The 17,535-nt window shown below is 64.6% G+C and carries 19 protein-coding genes; 6 read left to right on the top strand and 13 right to left on the bottom strand.

Annotation, left to right across the window (positions count from 1 at the left end; all coding sequences use genetic code 11):
* Positions 1-17: 17 nt before the first annotated feature.
* Positions 18-719, bottom strand: a complete 702-nt coding sequence (locus ACTNBZ_RS12570) for a response regulator transcription factor (protein ID WP_441210380.1) — start codon at positions 717-719, stop codon at positions 18-20.
* 164 nt (positions 720-883) lie between these two features.
* Here ACTNBZ_RS12570 and ACTNBZ_RS12565 point away from each other — a divergent pair, with 164 nt between their 5' ends.
* Positions 884-2,113 (top strand): serpin family protein, encoded by a 1,230-nt coding sequence (locus ACTNBZ_RS12565; protein WP_441210378.1) that lies wholly within the window; start codon positions 884-886, stop codon positions 2,111-2,113.
* Between the two features lie 63 nt (positions 2,114-2,176).
* On the opposite strand, the gene ACTNBZ_RS12560 is transcribed toward ACTNBZ_RS12565, so the two are convergent.
* Positions 2,177-3,067 (bottom strand): DegV family protein, encoded by an 891-nt coding sequence (locus ACTNBZ_RS12560; RefSeq protein WP_441210376.1) that lies wholly within the window; start codon positions 3,065-3,067, stop codon positions 2,177-2,179.
* Between the two features lie 98 nt (positions 3,068-3,165).
* On the opposite strand from ACTNBZ_RS12560, the gene ACTNBZ_RS12555 reads away from it, so the two are divergent.
* Positions 3,166-3,759: a TetR/AcrR family transcriptional regulator gene (locus tag ACTNBZ_RS12555; RefSeq protein ID WP_441210374.1), complete on the top strand. Its 594-nt coding sequence runs from the start codon at positions 3,166-3,168 to the stop codon at positions 3,757-3,759.
* 58 nt (positions 3,760-3,817) lie between these two features.
* On the opposite strand, the gene ACTNBZ_RS12550 is transcribed toward ACTNBZ_RS12555, so the two are convergent.
* The gene (locus tag ACTNBZ_RS12550; protein WP_441210372.1) at positions 3,818-4,282 is read right to left on the bottom strand and encodes a VOC family protein; all 465 of its coding nucleotides are present in this window, start codon (positions 4,280-4,282) and stop codon (positions 3,818-3,820) included.
* Positions 4,283-4,362: 80 nt separating this feature from the next.
* On the bottom strand, positions 4,363-5,175 hold the full coding sequence (locus ACTNBZ_RS12545) for a helix-turn-helix domain-containing protein (RefSeq protein ID WP_441210370.1): 813 nt from the start codon (positions 5,173-5,175) through the stop codon (positions 4,363-4,365).
* Positions 5,176-5,275: 100 nt separating this feature from the next.
* Between ACTNBZ_RS12545 and ACTNBZ_RS12540 the strand changes: the two genes are divergently transcribed.
* Both ACTNBZ_RS12540 and ACTNBZ_RS12535 read left to right on the top strand, forming a co-directional pair.
* Positions 5,276-6,019 (top strand): nitroreductase family protein, encoded by a 744-nt coding sequence (locus tag ACTNBZ_RS12540; protein ID WP_441210368.1) that lies wholly within the window; start codon positions 5,276-5,278, stop codon positions 6,017-6,019.
* Between the two features lie 15 nt (positions 6,020-6,034).
* Positions 6,035-6,544, top strand: a complete 510-nt coding sequence (locus ACTNBZ_RS12535) for a cob(I)yrinic acid a,c-diamide adenosyltransferase (protein ID WP_441210366.1) — start codon at positions 6,035-6,037, stop codon at positions 6,542-6,544.
* 82 nt (positions 6,545-6,626) lie between these two features.
* Here ACTNBZ_RS12535 and ACTNBZ_RS12530 read toward each other — a convergent pair whose 3' ends face one another.
* Genes ACTNBZ_RS12530 through ACTNBZ_RS12520 form a run of 3 tightly spaced genes read right to left on the bottom strand, consistent with a single transcriptional unit; the run spans position 6,627 to position 9,450 of the window.
* The gene (locus ACTNBZ_RS12530) at positions 6,627-8,075 is read right to left on the bottom strand and encodes a nicotinate phosphoribosyltransferase (protein WP_441210364.1); all 1,449 of its coding nucleotides are present in this window, start codon (positions 8,073-8,075) and stop codon (positions 6,627-6,629) included.
* Between the two features lie 33 nt (positions 8,076-8,108).
* Complete coding sequence (locus ACTNBZ_RS12525; protein WP_441210362.1) at positions 8,109-8,639, bottom strand: cysteine hydrolase family protein; 531 nt, start codon at positions 8,637-8,639, stop codon at positions 8,109-8,111.
* A gap of 19 nt (positions 8,640-8,658) precedes the next feature.
* On the bottom strand, positions 8,659-9,450 hold the full coding sequence (locus ACTNBZ_RS12520) for a TIGR04255 family protein (protein WP_441210360.1): 792 nt from the start codon (positions 9,448-9,450) through the stop codon (positions 8,659-8,661).
* A 185-nt stretch (positions 9,451-9,635) separates the two neighbouring features.
* Between ACTNBZ_RS12520 and ACTNBZ_RS12515 the strand changes: the two genes are divergently transcribed.
* The gene (locus tag ACTNBZ_RS12515) at positions 9,636-10,055 is read left to right on the top strand and encodes a dipicolinate synthase subunit A N-terminal domain-containing protein (protein WP_441210358.1); all 420 of its coding nucleotides are present in this window, start codon (positions 9,636-9,638) and stop codon (positions 10,053-10,055) included.
* A 7-nt stretch (positions 10,056-10,062) separates the two neighbouring features.
* Here the strand turns inward: ACTNBZ_RS12515 and ACTNBZ_RS12510 are convergent, their stop codons facing one another.
* The 6 genes from ACTNBZ_RS12510 to ACTNBZ_RS12485 form a co-directional block, all read right to left on the bottom strand.
* Positions 10,063-11,628 carry a recombinase family protein gene (locus ACTNBZ_RS12510; protein WP_441210356.1) on the bottom strand — a complete coding sequence of 522 codons (1,566 nt, stop codon included), beginning with the start codon at positions 11,626-11,628 and terminating at the stop codon, positions 10,063-10,065.
* Positions 11,625-11,765 carry a hypothetical protein gene (locus tag ACTNBZ_RS12505; protein WP_441210354.1) on the bottom strand — a complete coding sequence of 47 codons (141 nt, stop codon included), beginning with the start codon at positions 11,763-11,765 and terminating at the stop codon, positions 11,625-11,627. Before ACTNBZ_RS12505 ends, ACTNBZ_RS12510 begins: the two co-directional genes overlap by 4 nt.
* Before the next feature lie 83 nt (positions 11,766-11,848).
* The gene (locus ACTNBZ_RS12500; protein WP_441210352.1) at positions 11,849-13,567 is read right to left on the bottom strand and encodes a hypothetical protein; all 1,719 of its coding nucleotides are present in this window, start codon (positions 13,565-13,567) and stop codon (positions 11,849-11,851) included.
* A 1-nt stretch (position 13,568) separates the two neighbouring features.
* Positions 13,569-14,489 (bottom strand): AAA family ATPase, encoded by a 921-nt coding sequence (locus tag ACTNBZ_RS12495; RefSeq protein WP_441210350.1) that lies wholly within the window; start codon positions 14,487-14,489, stop codon positions 13,569-13,571.
* 133 nt (positions 14,490-14,622) lie between these two features.
* The gene (locus tag ACTNBZ_RS12490; protein WP_441210348.1) at positions 14,623-16,167 is read right to left on the bottom strand and encodes a sodium/proline symporter; all 1,545 of its coding nucleotides are present in this window, start codon (positions 16,165-16,167) and stop codon (positions 14,623-14,625) included.
* 173 nt (positions 16,168-16,340) lie between these two features.
* Positions 16,341-16,961, bottom strand: coding sequence for a TetR/AcrR family transcriptional regulator (locus ACTNBZ_RS12485; protein ID WP_441210346.1), 621 nt, complete (start codon positions 16,959-16,961; stop codon positions 16,341-16,343).
* A 67-nt stretch (positions 16,962-17,028) separates the two neighbouring features.
* On the opposite strand from ACTNBZ_RS12485, the gene ACTNBZ_RS12480 reads away from it, so the two are divergent.
* The gene (locus ACTNBZ_RS12480) at positions 17,029-17,481 is read left to right on the top strand and encodes an NAD(P)-dependent oxidoreductase (protein ID WP_441210344.1); all 453 of its coding nucleotides are present in this window, start codon (positions 17,029-17,031) and stop codon (positions 17,479-17,481) included.
* Positions 17,482-17,535: the final 54 nt, after the last annotated feature.

The following is a 17,535-nucleotide window of genomic DNA, read 5'->3' as shown; positions in this document are numbered from 1 at the left end:
ATGTTCCTCCCGGCGTCTCATATCTTTTCCATCTTGTAGCCAAGGCCCCATACCACCTTGATGTACCGGGGGTTGGCCGGGTCGATCTCCAGCTTCTCCCTTAAATGCCGGATGTGGACGGCCACCGTGTTCTCTGAGCCCAGAGAGGGGTCGTTCCACACCTGCTCATAGATCTGGCCGGTGGAAAATACCCGGCCGGGATGGCGCAGGAGCAGAAGGAGAATGTTGTACTCAATGGGGGTCAGGGAGACCCGCTCTCCGTCCACCGTCACCGATTTGGCGGCGTCATCCATGGCGATGCCGCCGTTGGTGAGGACAGAGCCGTTCTCCGCCGGGGCCCTGGTGCGGCCGCCCAGGGTGGTGTACCGCCGGAGCTGGCTCTTGACCCGGGCCAGGACCTCGATGGGGTTGAAGGGCTTGGTGATATAGTCGTCGGCGCCGATGTTCAGGCCCAGGATCTTGTCTGTGTCCTCGCTTTTGGCGGTGAGGAGGATGATGGGGATGTTGGTGGTCTCCCGCAGCCTGGCGGTGGCGCGGATGCCGTCCAGTCCCGGCATCATCACATCCATAAGGATCAGGTGAAGATCCTCCCGCTCCGCCGCCGCCAGAGCCTCCAGCCCGTTATAGGCGTGGAAGGTGCGGTAGCCCTCGCTGGTGAGATAGATGTCCAGCGCGGATACGATATCTTTATCGTCATCGCAGATGAGAATATTGTACATAGGGCGCACCTCGCTTTATCACAGTCAGTTTATACCTGTTTTCTTAAGGCGGGGGAAGGAAAATTTTTAAGAATCCTTAAAATTCGGGAAGCCTGGGAACAGTTTACCTCAGAACACGTCTAAAAAGCAAATCATATTCTGTGACGATAACGGGAGGGATGACTGTGAAAAAGAGATTGCTGCATGTGGCGCTGAGCTGCGCACTGCTTCTGACGGGGTGCTCCGGCGCCGGCGTCCGGCGGCTGGAGCCCACGGCGGCGCCGGAGCCGGTGGGGGCCAGCGCATCAGAGGAGCTGGACCGGGCGGCGGCGGACTTCGGCCTGGAGCTGCTGCGGCAGACCCGGGAGGAGGGGGAGAACACCTTCCTCTCGCCCCTGAGCGCCCTGCTCTGTCTGGCCATGACGGCCAACGGCGCGGAGGGGGACACCCTGGCGGAGTTTCAGAGCCTTCTGGCCGGCGGGGGAGAATTGGATGACTTAAACGCCAACTGCGCCTCCCTGCTGGAGGACTATGGAGCCCTGGAGGGGGGCGCCTCCCTCTCCATTGCCGACAGCCTTTGGCTGGACGGACGGCTGGAGGTCAAGGATGCCTTTGTGGGCCGGTGCAGGGAGACCTATGGGGCGGAGTGCTTCTCCGCCGACTTTACCGATGCCGCCGCGGGGCAGGAGATCAACCGCTGGGTGGAGAAGCGCACCGGAGGCAGCATCAGGCAGGCTGTGGATGAGATCGACCCGGAGACGGTGCTCATGCTGGTCAACGCCGTGTACTTTGAGGGAAAGTGGGAAGAGGAATTTGCCCCGGAGAATACGCTGGAGGACTGCGAGTTCTACCTGGAGAACGGGACCGTGGCCCCGGTGGCCCTGATGGGCGGCGAGCGGTCGGCGGTCTATCTGGACACCGGCCGGGAGCAGGGGGTGCTGCTACCCTACCGGGACGGTCGGCTGGCCTTCCTGGCCCTGATGCCCGCGGAGGGCGTGAGCCTGAGCGAGTATCTGGACGGGCTGGACGGGGCGCGTCTGGAGGAACTGATGGCCTCGGCGGAGCGGGGAGAGGTGACGCTCCGTCTGCCCCGGTTCACCATGGACTGGCGGGGCAGTCTGGTCCCCGCCCTGGAGCGGATGGGCCTGAAGCGGGTGTTCGGCCCGGAGGCCGACCTCTCCGAAATGGGCACAGGGAGCGGCGGTGCGCCCCTTTTCGTCAGCGCCGTGGAGCACGGGGCGGGCATCCGGGTGGATGAGCAGGGCACCAGGGCCTACGGCTTCACCGCCGTGGGCGTGGCCCCCACAGCCCTGCGCAAGACGGTGAGGCTCACCTTTGACCGGCCCTTCGTCTGCGGCGTGGTGGATCTGGAGCGGGGACTCCCCCTGTTCCTGGGCACCTTTGAGAAGCCTTGAGCACATGAGAATGTAAAAAAGTCCCCGTACCCACATTGGGGTACGGGGACTTCCCTGTTGAGATCAATCCAGGTACTGGATGGCGGCGCCCAGCACGCCTGAGCCGATATAGACGCTGAGGGTGGCGTCCAGCTCGCCGGACCAGAAGTGTTCATAGTGGGGGAAGAGAGCCTTCACCTTTTCGGCCAGCTGGGCCATCTCCTCCGGCGCGCCGCCGTTGGCCACCGCCAGGTTATAGCGGCGGCCCCGGCCCTCCTGGGCCTGGAGCATGTCCAGCAGTTTGCCCTGGATGGCCTTGCGGCCCCGGACCTTGGCCACGCTGGTCAGCTGCCCGTCCCCGGCGAAGCCCACGATGGGTTTGATGTTGAGCATGGTCCCCGCCATGGCAGTCATCTTGCCGATGCGGCCGCCCTTGAGCAGATATTCCAGGGTGTCCACCGAGAAGAAGGGGTGGGTGTTGGCAATCAGGGAGGGGACCCGGTGCTCCACCAGCTCCTCCCAGGACATACCGGCGCGGATGTCTTCCCAGAGCTGGAGGAGCATCATCCCCATGCCCAGACTGCCGCTGACCGAGTCGAAGGCGGCCACCTGCATATCCTCCCGGCCCTCGGCCTGGATGCGCACCATGTTATAGGTACCGGAGAGGCCGGAGGAGAGGTGCAGGGCGATGACCTTCTCATAGCCCAGGGCGGCGATGCGGTCCAGAGTCTCCTTTACCGAGCCGCCGTCGGGCAGGGAGGTGTGGGGCAGCTCCCCCGCCGCCAGCCGGGCGTAAACGTCGGAGGCGAACATGTCCACACCGTCGGAGAATTCACCGTCCTGGCAGCGGATCTTCAGGGGGACCACGAAAATGGGTTTGCCCGCCCGCTGTTCCGCGCTCAGGTCGGCGCAGGAGTCGGTCAAAAGGGCGATCTTTTGGGGGGTGCCGCTGAAACAGGCGCTTTCGGTTGACAAGTTCATCATCCTACTCTATAATAATAGTCACATAACAGCGTTATGCGACTATTATAAGTCAGTCCCCCGGCAATGTCAAGAGAAACGGAGGCGGACAAATGGAATACAGCGAGCGGCGCCGGGAGCAGGCCCGCCAGACAGAGCAGGCTATTTTGAACGCGGCCATGGAGCTCTCCCGGGCACAGCCCTTTGACAAGGTATCGGTGCGGGACATCTGCCGCCAGGCGGGCATTACCACCGGTGCCTTTTACCATCACTTCAAGTCCAAGGAGGAGATGCTCCTGCGGGGCTTTGCCCCTCTGGACGTGTACATGGAAAAAGCGATGGCCGGCCATCAGGGAGAGCCGCCGGACCAGCGGCTGTGGGTGCTGTTGTCCAGCTATGCGGAGTTTATGGAAAACCTGGGGTGGGAACTGCTGGCCCGGTACTATCAGCAGCGGCTGGGCGCGCCGGCCTCCCACTCCATTGACAAGAGCCGGTACACCCTGCGGGCCATGCTGGAGTGCCTGCGGGAGATCCAGACCGGGGAAAACGTCCTGCCCGGCTACTCGGCGGAGTGGCTGGCCGACTTCCTCTACCGGCACTTCCGGGGCGTGGTGGTGGACTGGATCATCCATCAGGGCTCCTATCCCCTGCTGCCCAAGCTGGAGCAGGACTACCTGCTGTTCCGGGGAATGCTGCAGGAGAAATAAAACGGAAGGCCGCCGCGGCAGACGCCGCGGCGGCTTTTTCATGGGTGGAAGAGCCGGGTCAGGGGGCCTCCCGGCAGGCACGGACAAATTCGATGGGGTGCTGGGTGCGGCGGGCGGTCTCCTCCTCGCTGAGGCCCTGAGCCAGAAAGCGGCGGACCACCAGGGACATGGCCTCCCCGATCTCCAGAATATGGCCGTCGGGATCGAAGCAGCGCAGGACACGCTGGCCCCAGGGATACTCCTTGATGGGGGAGAGCAGCTCCACGCCCGCATCCTCCAGACGGCGCACGTCCCCGTCCAGATCCTCGGTTTCAAAATAGAGCTCTCCGTTCCAGGCGCGGTATACCGTGTTCTCCGGCGGGAAGCCGCACAGCCGGGGGAAGTCCTCCTGCAGGGCGAAGCCGCCCTCGAAGGTCACGTTGGCGCCGAAATCCAGCACCACCTTCTGGCCCAGCACTGTTTCATAAAAGGTGCGGGAGGCCGCCATGGAACGTACCGCATAGCATGGACAGGTAAAACGCATGGGAGATACCACCTTTCGTTTGATCGCCGCCGGGCAGAGGCGTTTTGGAGATCCGGCGCCCGGCACAGGCCCATTGTACCTCACAGCTTCCAGGGTTCCTTGTAAAAATCGGACATGCCGGCCCGGAAGGCGGAGGGGGACACGCCGCAGACCGCCCGGAATTCCCGGTCGAAGTGGGATTGGTCAAAATACCCCAGGTCCTGGGCCAGACGGGTGAGGGAGCAGGGACCGGCCTGGAGGGCGGCGGCCGCCCGGTTGACCCGGACCACCCGGGCAAAGGCCTTGGGCCCCATGCCTGTCCGGGCGCGGAAAAGGCGGCTGAGGTGCCGGGGGCTGTAGCCGGTCTCCGCCGCCAGGGCCTGCACCCCCTCCCGGCGGCAGGCCAGGGTAAGAAGAGAAGCGAAGCCGTCCTCCCCAGCCAGGTGGGAGAGGAGCAGAGCGTCCACCCCGGCAATGAATTCATCCAGGTCGGGGGCGGCGCGCCACAGCCGGGCAAAGGCCCCGTCCAGCCCCGGGGCGGTCAGGGCCAGCGGAAGCACCCGGTCGGCCAGCTCCCACTGGGGAATGTGGGTGGCGGCGGCCAGCGCGCCGGGGAGGAACTCCACCAAAAAGCGGAAGGGCCGGGTGCGCAGGTCGTTGACCACCGACACGGCGGCGGTGGAGGGGCCGTACATCCGGCCGAAGAGCCTGTCCCCCTCCAGCGTAAAGACCAGACAGCCGGAGGCGTCGGGCACCAGCACCAGCGGGGAGGGGGCGGAGAGTGGAGCGCCGCTGCCCAGATGGAGGGTGTAATGGGCCACCCGACGGCTCAGGTCCGGATGGGGCCGGAGATAGATATGGGTGGCGGTGCGGCAGAGCAGCACGCCGTACCGGTCGGAAAAGCGGAGCTCCATGGCCTCGCCCCCTTTCTGGTCCCATGGTAACACAGGGAGTGGGACTGTACAAGCGGGGGGAAGTCGGATAGAATAAAAAAGAAGCAAAGGAGGAACGGATATGAATGAGATCCTGACATGCCTGCACCGGCGGCGGTCGGTGCGGGCCTTTACCGGTGAGCCGGTGACGGCGGAGGAGAAACGGACCATCCTGGAGGCGGCGGTCCAGGCCCCCACAGCGGGAAACCAGCAGCTCTACACCATTCTGGACATTACGGACCCGGAGCTGAAGGCCCGACTGGCCGAGACCTGCGATGACCAGCCTTTCATCGCGTCGGCGCCGGTGGTATTTATCTTCTGCGCCGACTGCCGCAAGTGGTTCGACGCCTATGTGGAGGCGGGCTGCGCGCCCCGGCGGCCCGGCCCGGGGGACCTGCTGCTGGCGGTGGACGATGCCCTCATTGCCGCCCAGAACGCGGTCATCGCCGCCGAGAGCCTGGGCCTGGGCTCCTGCTATATCGGAGACATCATGGAGCAGCACGAGGAGCACCGCCGGCTGCTGGGCCTGCCGGCGTGGGTGTTCCCGGCGGCCATGCTGGTGATGGGCCGCCCCGCCCCGGGCCAGAAGGAACACCGGGGCCCCCAGCGGGCGGCGCTGGAGCACATCGTCCACGAGAACCGCTACCGCCGGATGGACGGGGCCGAGCTGCGGGCCATGTTTGCCCACCGGACGCAGGAGCAGGGCTTCGACGCCTGGATGGACGCCTTCTGCCGCCGGAAGTACGACTCGGATTTCTCCCGGGAGATGAGCCGGTCGGTGGGGGAGTATCTCCGTGACCTGGAAAACGACGAGCCCATGGACTGACAGGGGGACGGGAGCATGATCCACATCTATTGCGGCGACGGCAAGGGCAAGACCACCGCCGCCATGGGACTCGCCCTGCGCGCGGCAGGCCACGGCCGCCGGGTGGTCATTGCCCAGTTTCTGAAGAATGGTAAAAGCGGCGAGCGGACGGCCCTCTCCGCCCTGCCCACGGTGGAGCTGCTGCCGGCGCCCGAGGTAGTGAAATTCACCTTTCAGATGACGGAGGAGGAGCGCCGTCGGGAGGCGGAGCGGCAGTCCGAACTGCTGGAGGCGGCCTTCCGGGCAGCGGAGGGAGCCGGCCTGCTGGTGCTGGATGAGCTGTGCGCCGCCCTGTCCGCCGGGATGGTGGTCCTCCCCCGGGTGCTGGCGCTGCTGGACAGCCGCCCGGAGGGGCTGGAGGTGGTCATCACCGGCCGGGACCCGTCGCCGGAGCTGCTGGAGCGGGCCGGCTATATCACCGAGATGGTCAAGCGCCGCCACCCCTTCGACCGGGGAGTGCAGGCCCGGGAGGGCGTGGAGTGGTGACGCCCCTGCCAATGAAAGCAGAATGAAAAACGCCGGACGATCCGATTGGAGCGCCCGGCGTTTTTTGTAAGGGATGGACGGATCATTTTCCGTCCCGCTGCTTGAGCAGCCCGTGCTTGATGTCCCAGAGCTTCTGTGACAGGTCCACATAGTAATTGTGGGGATTCTCAAACCGCTTGACCTCGTCCCACAGCAGGTCGATCTGGGCGGCGCAGTAGGCACGCATCTCGGCCAGGGAGGGGGAGGTGTACACCCGCTCGCCGCCGCGGAAGATGGGGACCAGCAGCTCCCTGGCGGTAAAGTCGGTGATGGTCTTGCGCTTCCATGTGGCCTCGGGGTCGAAGAGCTCCAGGGGACGGGAATCATCCACCGTCTCGTCGTGGAGGGTGATGAGGTCGGCCAGGGCCTTGCCCGAGTAGCGGGAGAAGAGGCGGTAGACCTTCTTGAAGTGGGGGTTGGTGATCTTGGCGGGATTCTCACTGATCTTGATCTTGGGAATAATATTGCCCTCGCCGTCCTCCACGGCGGCCAGCTTGTACACGCCGCCGAACACCGGCTCGGACTTGGAGGTGATGAGCCGCTCGCCCACGCCGAAGGAGTCGATCTTCGCGCCCTGGAGCAGCAGATCCCGGATGATATACTCGTCCAGGGAGTTGGAGGCCACGATCTTGCACTCGGTGAGGCCGGCCTCGTCCAGCATCTGCCGGGCCTTGCGGGAGAGGTAGGTCAGGTCGCCGGAGTCCAGCCGGATGGCGCAGCTGGTGATGCCCTGGGGCAGCAGGACCTCCTTGAACGCCCGGATGGCGTTGGGCACGCCGGACTTGAGCACGTTGTAGGTGTCCACCAGCAGCGTGGCGGCGTGGGGGTAGAGCTCACAGTAGGTCTTGAAGGCGGTATACTCGTCGGGGAACATCTGCACCCAGGAGTGGGCCATGGTGCCGCCGGCGGGGGAGCCGTAGAGCTCATCGGCCAGGGTGCAGGCGGTGCCGGCGCAACCGGCAATATAGGAGGCCCGGGCGCCCAGCAGCGCGCCGTCGCTGCCCTGGGCACGGCGGGAGCCGAACTCGGACACGGGCCGGCCCTGGGCCGCCCGGACGATGCGGTTGGACTTGGTGGCGATGAGGGACTGGTGGTTCAGGGTGAGGAGCAGGTAGGTCTCGATAAACTGGGCCTCGATGGCGGGGGCGCGGACGGTGAGGATGGGCTCCCGGGGGAAGATGGGGGTGCCCTCGGGCACGGCCCAGATGTCGCCGGTGAAGCGGAAATGCCTCAGGTAGTCCAGAAATTCCTCGCAGAACACCCCCTTGGCGCGGAGGAATTCAATGTCCTCATCGTCAAAGCGCAGGTTTTCGATATAGTCGATGACCTGCTCCAGACCGGCGGCGATGGCGAAGCCGCCCCCGTCGGGCACGTTGCGGAAGAACACGTCGAAGTAGCAGATCTGGTCGGCGATGCCGGTCTGAAAATAGCCGTTGCCCATGGTGAGTTCGTAGAAGTCACAGAGCATGGTGTAGTTCATATGCTGTTTCATCAGTGAGACCTTCTTTTCTTAAGATCCGCGCGGTCAGGCGCGGTTGCGGACAGTGACCTGGAGACCCTCCAGAATGTCCAGGGCTTTTTCGTGGAGGGCGGGGTCGTAGGAGGCGGTGAGGGCGGCGTCCACCACGATCTCAGCCTCGGGCAGGGCGGCCTTGACCATCACCGCGTTGGAGAGCACGCAGATGTGGGACACCAGGCCGCACAGCTCCACCCGGCGGTAGCTGCGGCCCTTGAGCCACTCGGCCAGCTCCAGGGAAGGGAAGGTGGGCTTGCGGAAGCAGCAGTCCCCGCTCTCCCGGGCCAGGGCGGTCCGGCCGTAGAGCTCCCACCCCGCCTCGCCGGCGATGCAGTGGGGGACGGGGAGCTTTTTCCCCTCCTGGGTGGCGCTGTAGTTATGACCGTGGGTGTCCATGGTAAAGACCACGTCGTGCCCGGCGGAGCGGTAAGCGGCAATGCGGGAAGCGATGGGGCCGTCCAGGGCCTCAGCGCCGGGAAAACCCAGGGCGCCGTCCACGAAATCCCGCTGGTAGTCCACCACGATGAGCAGATCCTTCATATCAGTTTCCTCCCACCGGTCAGTCCACGGCCACGGGGCCCATAGCATTATGGAGCTCGTCAGTGACGGCGCCGTGGAACAGCCCGCCCGCCAGCTGGTGCAGTGTCTCCAGCTTGTGGGGCAGCTGCTCCGGCGTCAGCTTGCCGGCGGCGGACAGGTCCATGTCCAGGATGAAGCGGGGGCGGGGGTCCTTTTTGCCGCCGCCCAGAAGGCCGGGACCGGCGTGGAGCTTGAGGCGGCAGTCATCCCGCAGCCGGGTCTCCACATCCACGGCGCATTTGTTCACATCCTTCTCGTCCACATCGGGCTCCCCCAGAATGCCCAGATAGGGGGACTGAATCAGGTCGTCCCACAGCAGGTCGCCCAGACCCAGGTTCTCCTTGGAGACAGCGTTGACATAGCGCAGGCCCACCCGCTCAAAAAAATCGGGCTTGTAGATCTGGATAAAGGAGGCCAGCGCCTTGTCCAGCTTCTGGGCAAAGTCCTCCCACCGGGTGTAGCGGAGGGTGGACAGGGCGATAAAGCTGTTGGTCAGGTTGACCTTCCAGAGATTGTCCTGGGAGACGAAATTATAATTGGTGACGGCGGGCTGCTGGGTCACCTTGGGCACGCCGTTCTCCACCGCGGTGACCCGGGGGGCGGGCTGCTCCTGCCGGGCGGCGTACTGGGGAAAGTCGTGGCGGATGGCCTCCTGAAATTCAGCGGGCTCTTTGGCGCTGATGGACAGGATGGTGGGGAAACGGATCTGGCAGATGACCTCGATCAGAGGGCTGCGCCGGTACAGGCAGCGGTCGAATTCGGAAAAGAGCATGGAAACAGTTCCTCCTGCAAATAAGCTGAGACGGCCGAAGGCCGCACTGACATGACAGTGATATTTTATTTATTATAATGCGCAAACGGAAAAGCCACAAGAGCAAAGCGGATATTTTCCGCAGACGCACCATTTTTCCCACCGGGAATAGGATGTTACAGCCACAGAGAACGGAGGGTCGTGTCATGAGACAAGAGTGGAACATCTGGGTGCTGGGGGGCGACCAGCGGCAGGCCCGCCTGGCGGAACAACTGGCCATGGACGGCCATACGGTCCACGCCTTTGCTCTGGAGCGCGCGGGAGAGCTGGAGGGCGTGGAGCAGGAGGAGGAACTGGAGGGAGTGGAGCTGGCCGACTGCGTGGTGCTTCCGCTCCCGGTGACGGGAGAGGGCGGCGTGCTCAACGCCCCCCTCTCCGGCGGCAGTTTTTCCCTGGCGCTGCTGCTGGACCGGCTGCGTCCAGGGCAGGTGGTGTGCGCCGGGCGGGTGGACTGCCGCACCGAGACCATGGCGGAGCGGCGGGGCATCACCCTGCACGACTATTTTGCCCGGGAGGAGCTGGCGGTAGCCAACGCGGTACCTGCCGCCTTAGCGGTAGAGGCATGAGGACGGCTCAGAGCACCCGGAATTCTTCGACCGTGGTAACGTAGCTCTCACCGGCGCCCCGGGTGGTGTAGCGGAGGAAGAAGGTCTCCGGCAGGGAGAAAAGACGGATCTGAAGGCAGCCGGGCCGGACCACGATTTCCTCCACCGCCGCGCGAAAAACCTCCTGGGGCGAGGAGAGCGCAGCCATGACGGCGGCCCGCAGCGCTGCCTCATCCGGCGGGGGCGGGGGAGAAGCGAGCTCTTTTTGCCGCCGTTCCAGGGTCTGCCGCTCCAGGGCGCACTGCTTCCGGAGGGCGGAGAGCTCTTCGCCGCTGAGAAGGCCGGAGAGATAGCCCTCCAGGGCCCGGGCCTGACGCCGCTCCAGGGCGGAGAGCCGCTCCCGCAGCCGGGCGGCCTCCTCCTGGCCGGGGGAGGCGGACAGGCGCAGAATATCGTCAGCCAGCTCCTCCGCCATAGCCTCCAGGTCCAGGCCCAGCCGGGAAAGGAGAAAGCGCACACAGGTCTCCAGCGTCCGGTGGTTGACCATGGGCATGGAGCACGGGGTGGTGCCGGGGGCGGGGCGCAGCCGGCACCGGCAGCCCCAGGCCCGGTAGACCGTTCCGTCCGGCCGCCGGGCGGACCGGGGGAGAAACGTCCAGCCGCAGGCGCCGCAGCGCAACTTGCCGGAGCACCAGTAGCGGTTGGAGTATTTGCTCCCATCCCCCCGGGCGGCGGAGCGGCGGTCCAGCTCCCACTGCACGGCATCCCATGTCTCCCGGTCCACGATAGCGGCGTGGTGGTCCCGGAGGAGGATCTGCTCCTCCTGCCCCCGGTTGACCACCTTCCGGTGGGTGAGGTAGTCCACGGTGACGTATTTTTTCTGGAGAAGGTCGCCGGCGTATTTTTCGTTGCGCAGCACCCGGAGCACCATGGAGGGGGACCACCTGCCGCTGGGGGAGCGGGGCGGAGGCACCCCCTCCTCAAAGAGCTCCCGGGCGATGACATAGGTGCCCTTGCTCTCCTGAAGGAATTTGCAGTAGATGTGCCGGACCACCTCCGCCTCTTCCTCCAAGACGGTCAGGGCGCCGTTTTTGGTGTGAAAGCCGTAGGTGGAGTCGCTGCCGAAGACCACGCCGGCCTCCATCCGGCGCTTCTGTCCCCATTTGACCCGCTGGGAGGTCCTGCGGGATTCCTCCTGGGCCATGCTGGCCATGAGGGTCAGGCGCAGCTCTCCGTCGTTGTCCCGGGTGTCGATGCCGTCGGTGAGAAAGAGCACCCCCACCCCCAGGGCCTTCAGGGTGCGGGTACAGGCCAGGGCGTCCACCGTGTTGCGGGCAAAGCGGGAGACCTCCTTGGTCAGCAGCAGGTCCAGCTTTCCCGCTTCGGCGTCGGCCATCATGGAGCGGAAAGCCTCCCGCCGCCGGGTGCTGGTGCCCGAGACGCCCTCGTCGGCGTAGATCCCGGCGAAGGTCCAGCCGGGGTGGGCGCGGATGTAATCGAGAAAATAGGTTCGCTGGCTCTCCAGGGAGTGGGCCTGGTCCTCCCCGTCAGTGGACACCCGGCAGTAGGCGGCCACCCGGAGTTCCCCGGTCACGGGCGGCCCTCCCCCGGCAGGGACAGGGCCAGCAGCCGCTCCTGCTGGGAAGAGGTGATGACCCCGGTGCGGCCCAGCTCCCGGATGAGAGCGGCCCGGACCCTGGTGCGGAGGGGATGGGACGGGGGAAGATGCATAAAAAAGCCTCCCTTCATAGGTTGGATCGGCCAGAGGCCGTTTTAGCCTATGAAGGGAGGGCGGGACCATATGAATAGAGGGCTCAGAGCTCCCGGATGCGGTCCTGGATCAGGCGGCCTACCGTGTCGGCAAACCAGCTCACCGAGCGGATGCGGGCCAGATCCTTTCCGTAGATGGTCCGGGCGGCGGGAAGCTCCAGGTCGCCGCCGGTAAAGACGCACAGCACCCATACGCCCTTTTTGCGCAGGGCGCTGACCTCGGCGGCCACATCCTTCACCCCCGGCTCCCCGCTGTAGTCCCGGCCCGCCCGGAAGAAGCTGTCCCGGGGGAGTTTCTGGTCGTCGTTGGGATTGGCGTCGGAGAGGATGATGAGCAGCCGGTGCTCACACCGCTCCCGCTCCATCAGCCTGCCCACCGCCCGGACGGCCAGCCCGTCCCGGTTCCAGCCCATGGCGGTGTAGTCGAAAATGCTGCGGTTGGCGTCCTGCTCGCCGTAATCCCGGAGGATGTGGAGCACCGTGCAGCCGCTGACGCTGCAGAAGGAGGTCACCCGCACCGGAATGCGGCACCGGGTCAGGCTCTCGGCGATGATATAGCCCTGGGTGGCCACCCGGGCCTGCTGCTCCCGCTGGGAGGCGGAGCCGTCCAGCAGGATGTCCACCGTCAGGTTGCCCATCTCGCTCTGAAGGGTCTTGAGAAAGACCCGGCCGTCATGGAGCTCCTGCGTGCGCCAGACCTGGCCGGGCAGCAGGACGCCCGAGCGGGCTCTGAGCTCGTCCGGCTCCAGCCGCAGGAGGATGGAGTTGCGGATGCGCTCGGTGAGCCGGGCGGTGGTGATGAGGGTTTCGGTCATGTGTGCCTGAAAATAGGCCCGGTTGATCTCACGCTGCTGCTGGACGAAGAGCCGCAGCCGCTTCCCCTCCCCCCTGGGCGGGGCGCCGGCGGGGAAGCGACCCCGGGTGAAATGGAGGTGGCAGTCCCGGTGATTGCCGGTGCACAGGGCCTCTTCCAGCTCCACCGTCTCGGTGAGGCGGAACATGGACGCACCGAAGCAGTTTTCCACATAGGCCCGCAGCGCTTCTTCATTGGGCCTGGAGAACCACAGGGGGGAGCGGATCTTTTTCTGCGGCATGGGCGGGCCGCCGTTTTGGCCTCCCACGCCTCCCGACCAGCTGATCTGCCGCACGGCGCTGCTGCTGGCCCTGGCCCGCCAGGGCAGACGGAAGCCCTGCTTGCTGACCCGGCTTCCGCCCATGTCGTCCAGTTCCCGGAAGGTGCGGTTGAGAAAGAAGGTGTCCAGCACCCGGTTCATCTGCCTGACCACCTGTTCGGTGGTCAGGTCGGGGGAGAACTCCACCGCGTCCAGCAGCCGGGTCTCATAGGCGCTCAGCCCTGCGTCCCGGCCCAGCACCCGGCGGTAGTGGCCCAGGCGGATGTTGACCATCAGCTCCCGGTCCTGGCGGACCTGATCCTGTTTGAGGATGTCCCGGGCGTATTCCTCCCGGAGGGGAGCCAGGGCGGGCCGCTGAGCGCTGGCCCGGGCAAAGGCGCAGTTCTCCAGCCCCAGCCAGAACAGGTCGGCGTAGAGCGCGCCGTCCGGTTTCTGCTGGAAGTAGTGGAACAGTGCGGCGAACCGGTCGAAGTCGTAATAGCGGTACACCGCGCCGATGATGTTGTTGAAGTAGAGGTCGGCCCTGCCGTCCCGGTCAAAGGCCTCGTACTCCGGACGGATGGAGTAGTCCCGGGCGGCGTTCCAGATCAGATTGGCGGCCCGGCGCTCTTCGATCTCACGGTTGGCCATGTCACGCCTCGAAGAGCTTGCGCCGGTCCAGCCCCTGGGGCACCCGGGCGGAGATCACATCGGCCACCAGCTGCCGCTCGAAGGGATCAAAGGCCTTGTTGACGATGCCCATCTCCAGGGCGGCCCCGGCGGACAGCCCCTTTTCCATCAGGCGCACCGCCGAGAGCAGGCCCCGCAGGTCCAGGGACTTGGTGGAGATCTCGGCGCTGTCACACTTGGTCTCCAGATCGGCGAAGAGCTGGGCAAGCTGCTCGGCCCATTCCTCCCGCAGGCGTGGAAATTCCCGTTTGAGGAGTTTTTTCAGGTTGTCCCTGGTGATGACCGGCATATTGATGACAACAAAGCGGGAGGCCAGCGCCTCGTTGAGCTCCCGTGTGCCGGCATAGCCGTAGTTCATGGTGGCGATGAAGCGGGCGGCGTCGTGGAGGGGGATACGGTCATAGCCGGGCACGTCGATGGCCCGGCGGAAGTCCAGCGTGGCGTGGAGCACGGCCAGAGACTCATTTTTGGCCATGTTGATTTCGTCCAGAATGCCGAAGCCCCCCTCCAGGGCGCACTGGCTGATGGGCCCCCGGCGGAAAACCACCTGCCCGTCCCGGAAGGTATCGGTGCCGATGAGGGAGGCCGCGTCCACATTGATGTAGAAGGATATGTCCCAGGCGGGGCGGCCGAAAACAGCGGAGAGGTTTTCAGCCAGCACGTTCTTGCCGGTGGCCTTGGGACCCACCAGCAGCAGGTTCTCTCCGCACAGCAGCGCGGCAGCCGCCGCCTCCCAGATCTCCCTGCCGTAATAGAGAAACCGGGGGCTGGGGACCCGGCGTTCCATACCGGGAGCCAGGACGTAACGGGCGCGGAACTGCCCGATCTCCTCCAGCAGGCCGGGATCGACGCCCTCCTGCCTCAATTCCAGATTCAGATCCATAAACGGCTCACTTCCTTTACGCCACACATTTTAGCACAATATTGCGGCAATGCAAGAGCGCACAGGGAGCAGACAAAAAAGCGGTACGTTCCGAAGGGAAACGTACCGCTTTGCAGAAAACAGAGGGAGACAGTCAGTTCCGTACGGCGTTGACCGCATCGAACTCGTCGCAGATCTCCCGGGCGGGAGGAGGCGTGAGGAGGGAGACCACCACGATGGCCGCGCAGGCGGCCAGGAAGGCGGGCAGCAGCTCGTAGATGGCCCAGGCCCCGCCCAGTTTGGCGATGCCGTATTTCCACACAAAGACCATCACGCCGCCGGTGACCATACCTGCCAGCGCGCCCCACTTGTTGCTCCGCTTCCAGAACAGGGCCATGAGCATCACCGGGCCGAAGGCGGCGCCGAAGCCCGCCCAGGCGAAGGAGACGATGGTGAACACCGAGCTGGAGGGGTCCCAGGCCAGAATCACGCTTACCAGGGCGATGGCGATAACGGTGCCCCGGGCGGCCAGCATGGAGGTCCGGGAGCTCATCCGGATCCCAAAGAAGCTCTGCAGCAGATCCTGAGACACGCTGGAGGCGGCGGTGAGGAGCTGAGAATCAGCGGTAGACATGGTGCTGGCCAGGATGCCCGCCAGAACTACGCCGGCTACCACGGCGAAAAACACACCGTTCTGGCTCAGCAGGTTGGAGAGCTGGACGATCACGGTCTCAGATTCCGAGGTGGAGGCAAACATGGGGATCTTGCCGGCCTTGGACACGCTGTAGCCGATGATGCCGATGAGGATGGCCACGAACATGGAGATGACCACCCAGACCGAGGCGATGCGGCGGGAGGTCTTGAGCTTGCTCTCGTCGCCGATGGCCATGAAGCGCAGCAGGATGTGGGGCATGCCGAAATAGCCCAGGCCCCAGGCCAGGGTGGAGGCGATGCTCAGCCCGCCGTAGGAGGAGGCAGTGCCCTGGGCGGCGTTATACCCCCGGAACAGGTCGAGATAGCCGGGCAGCTCTTTGGCGTTGGCGGCCACCGCGGACCATCCGCCAGCCTGCTGTATGCCGAAGAGCACGATAATGACCAGTGCGATGGACATAACCACGCTTTGGATCAGATCGGTGGTGGATACGGCCAGAAAGCCGCCCATGACGGTGTAACCGATGATAACAATGGCGCCTACGATCATGGCTACATGGTAGTCCACGCCGAAGAGGCTATTGAACAGGGTGCCTACGGCCTTGAAGCCGGAGGCGGTGTAGGGGATGAAGAAGATCAGGATGACTATAGCCGCGATGCAGGAGAGCACATGGCGCTCGTCCCGCCAGCGGCGGGAGAAGAAATCGGGGATGGTGATGGCGCCGGTATGTACCGAGTAGCGGCGCAGCCGTCTGGCCACGATGAGCCAGTTGAGATAGGTGCCCACGGCCAGTCCGATGGCGGTCCAGCCCGGCTCGGCGATGCCGCACAGGTAGGCCAGACCGGGCAGGCCCATGAGCAGCCAGCTGCTCATGTCCGAGGCCTCGGCGCTCATGGCAGTGACGATGGGGCCCAGCTTCCGCCCGCCCAGATAGAATTCGTCGGACGAGGAGCCGCTGCCCTTGCGGCTGAAGTAGAAGCCCACATAGACCATGCCGATCAGATAGATGATGATCGCTGAGATGATGCAGAATTGTGCCGTTGTCATGGTGTTCCCTCCCGAAACAGGCGCCGCGGAGGGGCGGTACACACCGTCTCGCCGGCTCCGCTGAAATAGAATGGACCTATCATAACACGACTAAAACAAGAACACAATACAGAACGTAGTATAGACTATAGTCTATACTACGTTGAGAAGCTATATCAAAATTTATTGTAATATCAATAAATTTCTCCTGTACGATCTTTAGGGGAAGAGTCAGAAAGAAAGCCGCTCAAAAAAGTTGGGAGCACCTGAGAGGAGTAGTCGCGCAGGGAGTATTCCCCGCCGCAGAGGCACCAGTCGTACATCAGGGCCCGCTCGCTGAGAGCGTAGAGCTTGACCATGCTGTTGACGCTGCGGTCGGAAGAGAACTCCCCCGAGGCCTGTCCGGCGGAGATGATGCGCCGCAGCAGGCGGTAGTAGGTGCGCTTGTGGTTGAGCAGGTGCTTCTCGCCGCTGGTCACCAGCTGGGTGGACAGCAGCCGGGCCAGCAGGTCCATGGACACGCTGCTCTCGATCATGGCAAAGAGCTCCCGGTTGAGAAAAAGGAGCTGCTCCATGGCGGTCATGCCGGGAGCCATGCTCTCCTGAAGGGCCTCGTATTTCTCGTCGAACAGGTCGCTGAGGGTGCTCAGCAGGGCGTCCTTTCCATCGAAGTAATGGTAAAAAGAACCCTTGGAGGTGCAGGACAGGTCGATGATCTCCTCCACGGTGGTGTGCTCGTACCCCTGCTCATAAAACAGCTCCCAGGCGGCGCTGACGATCTTGCCGCGGGTATTGCGGGCGGTCTTTTTTGCCATGGTCCCACGCTCCTTTGTATATGCTACGGGTCAATTATAGCGTTTTTTCCCTGGGAGGGCAACGGATTTGCGCGGCCATACCGCTGACGCAGTACCTACTGCCGAGGGTGCCATCCAGATCGCCCTGGAGGAGCTGCCCATCACGCTGCAGGGGGCCAGGGTCCTGGTGATCGGGTATGGGAGGCTGGGCCGGACGCTGGCCCCCCGGCTGGCAGGCATGGGCGCCAGGGTCAGCGTGTCGGCACGGAGGTGGGCCGACCTGGCGTGGATCGAGGCGGAGGGATACGGCGTGGAGCACACCGAACAGCTCAAGGGATGGCTGTGCGGGTATGACCTGGTGGTGAACACTGTCCCGGCCCGGGTGCTGGATGAGGAGGCCCTGCGGGATCTGAAACCGGGGTGCCTGGTGATCGACCTGGCCTCCAAGCCAGGCGGGGCGGATGTGGGAATTGGGAAAGGGCGCCCGCGGGCCAGGCCCGCGATGGGGGGGGCCCCCGCGGGCCTATGTGATATAAAATAAAAAACTTATTACCCGCGGGGTCCCCCCAAAAAATATCAAAAACTTTTACCCAAA

This window comes from Pseudoflavonifractor sp. HCP28S3_F10 (assembly GCF_052065415.1).
In the GTDB taxonomy this organism is placed as follows: Bacteria; Bacillota; Clostridia; order Oscillospirales; family Oscillospiraceae; genus Pseudoflavonifractor_A.
This window is presented reverse-complemented; position numbering and strand designations above follow the sequence as displayed.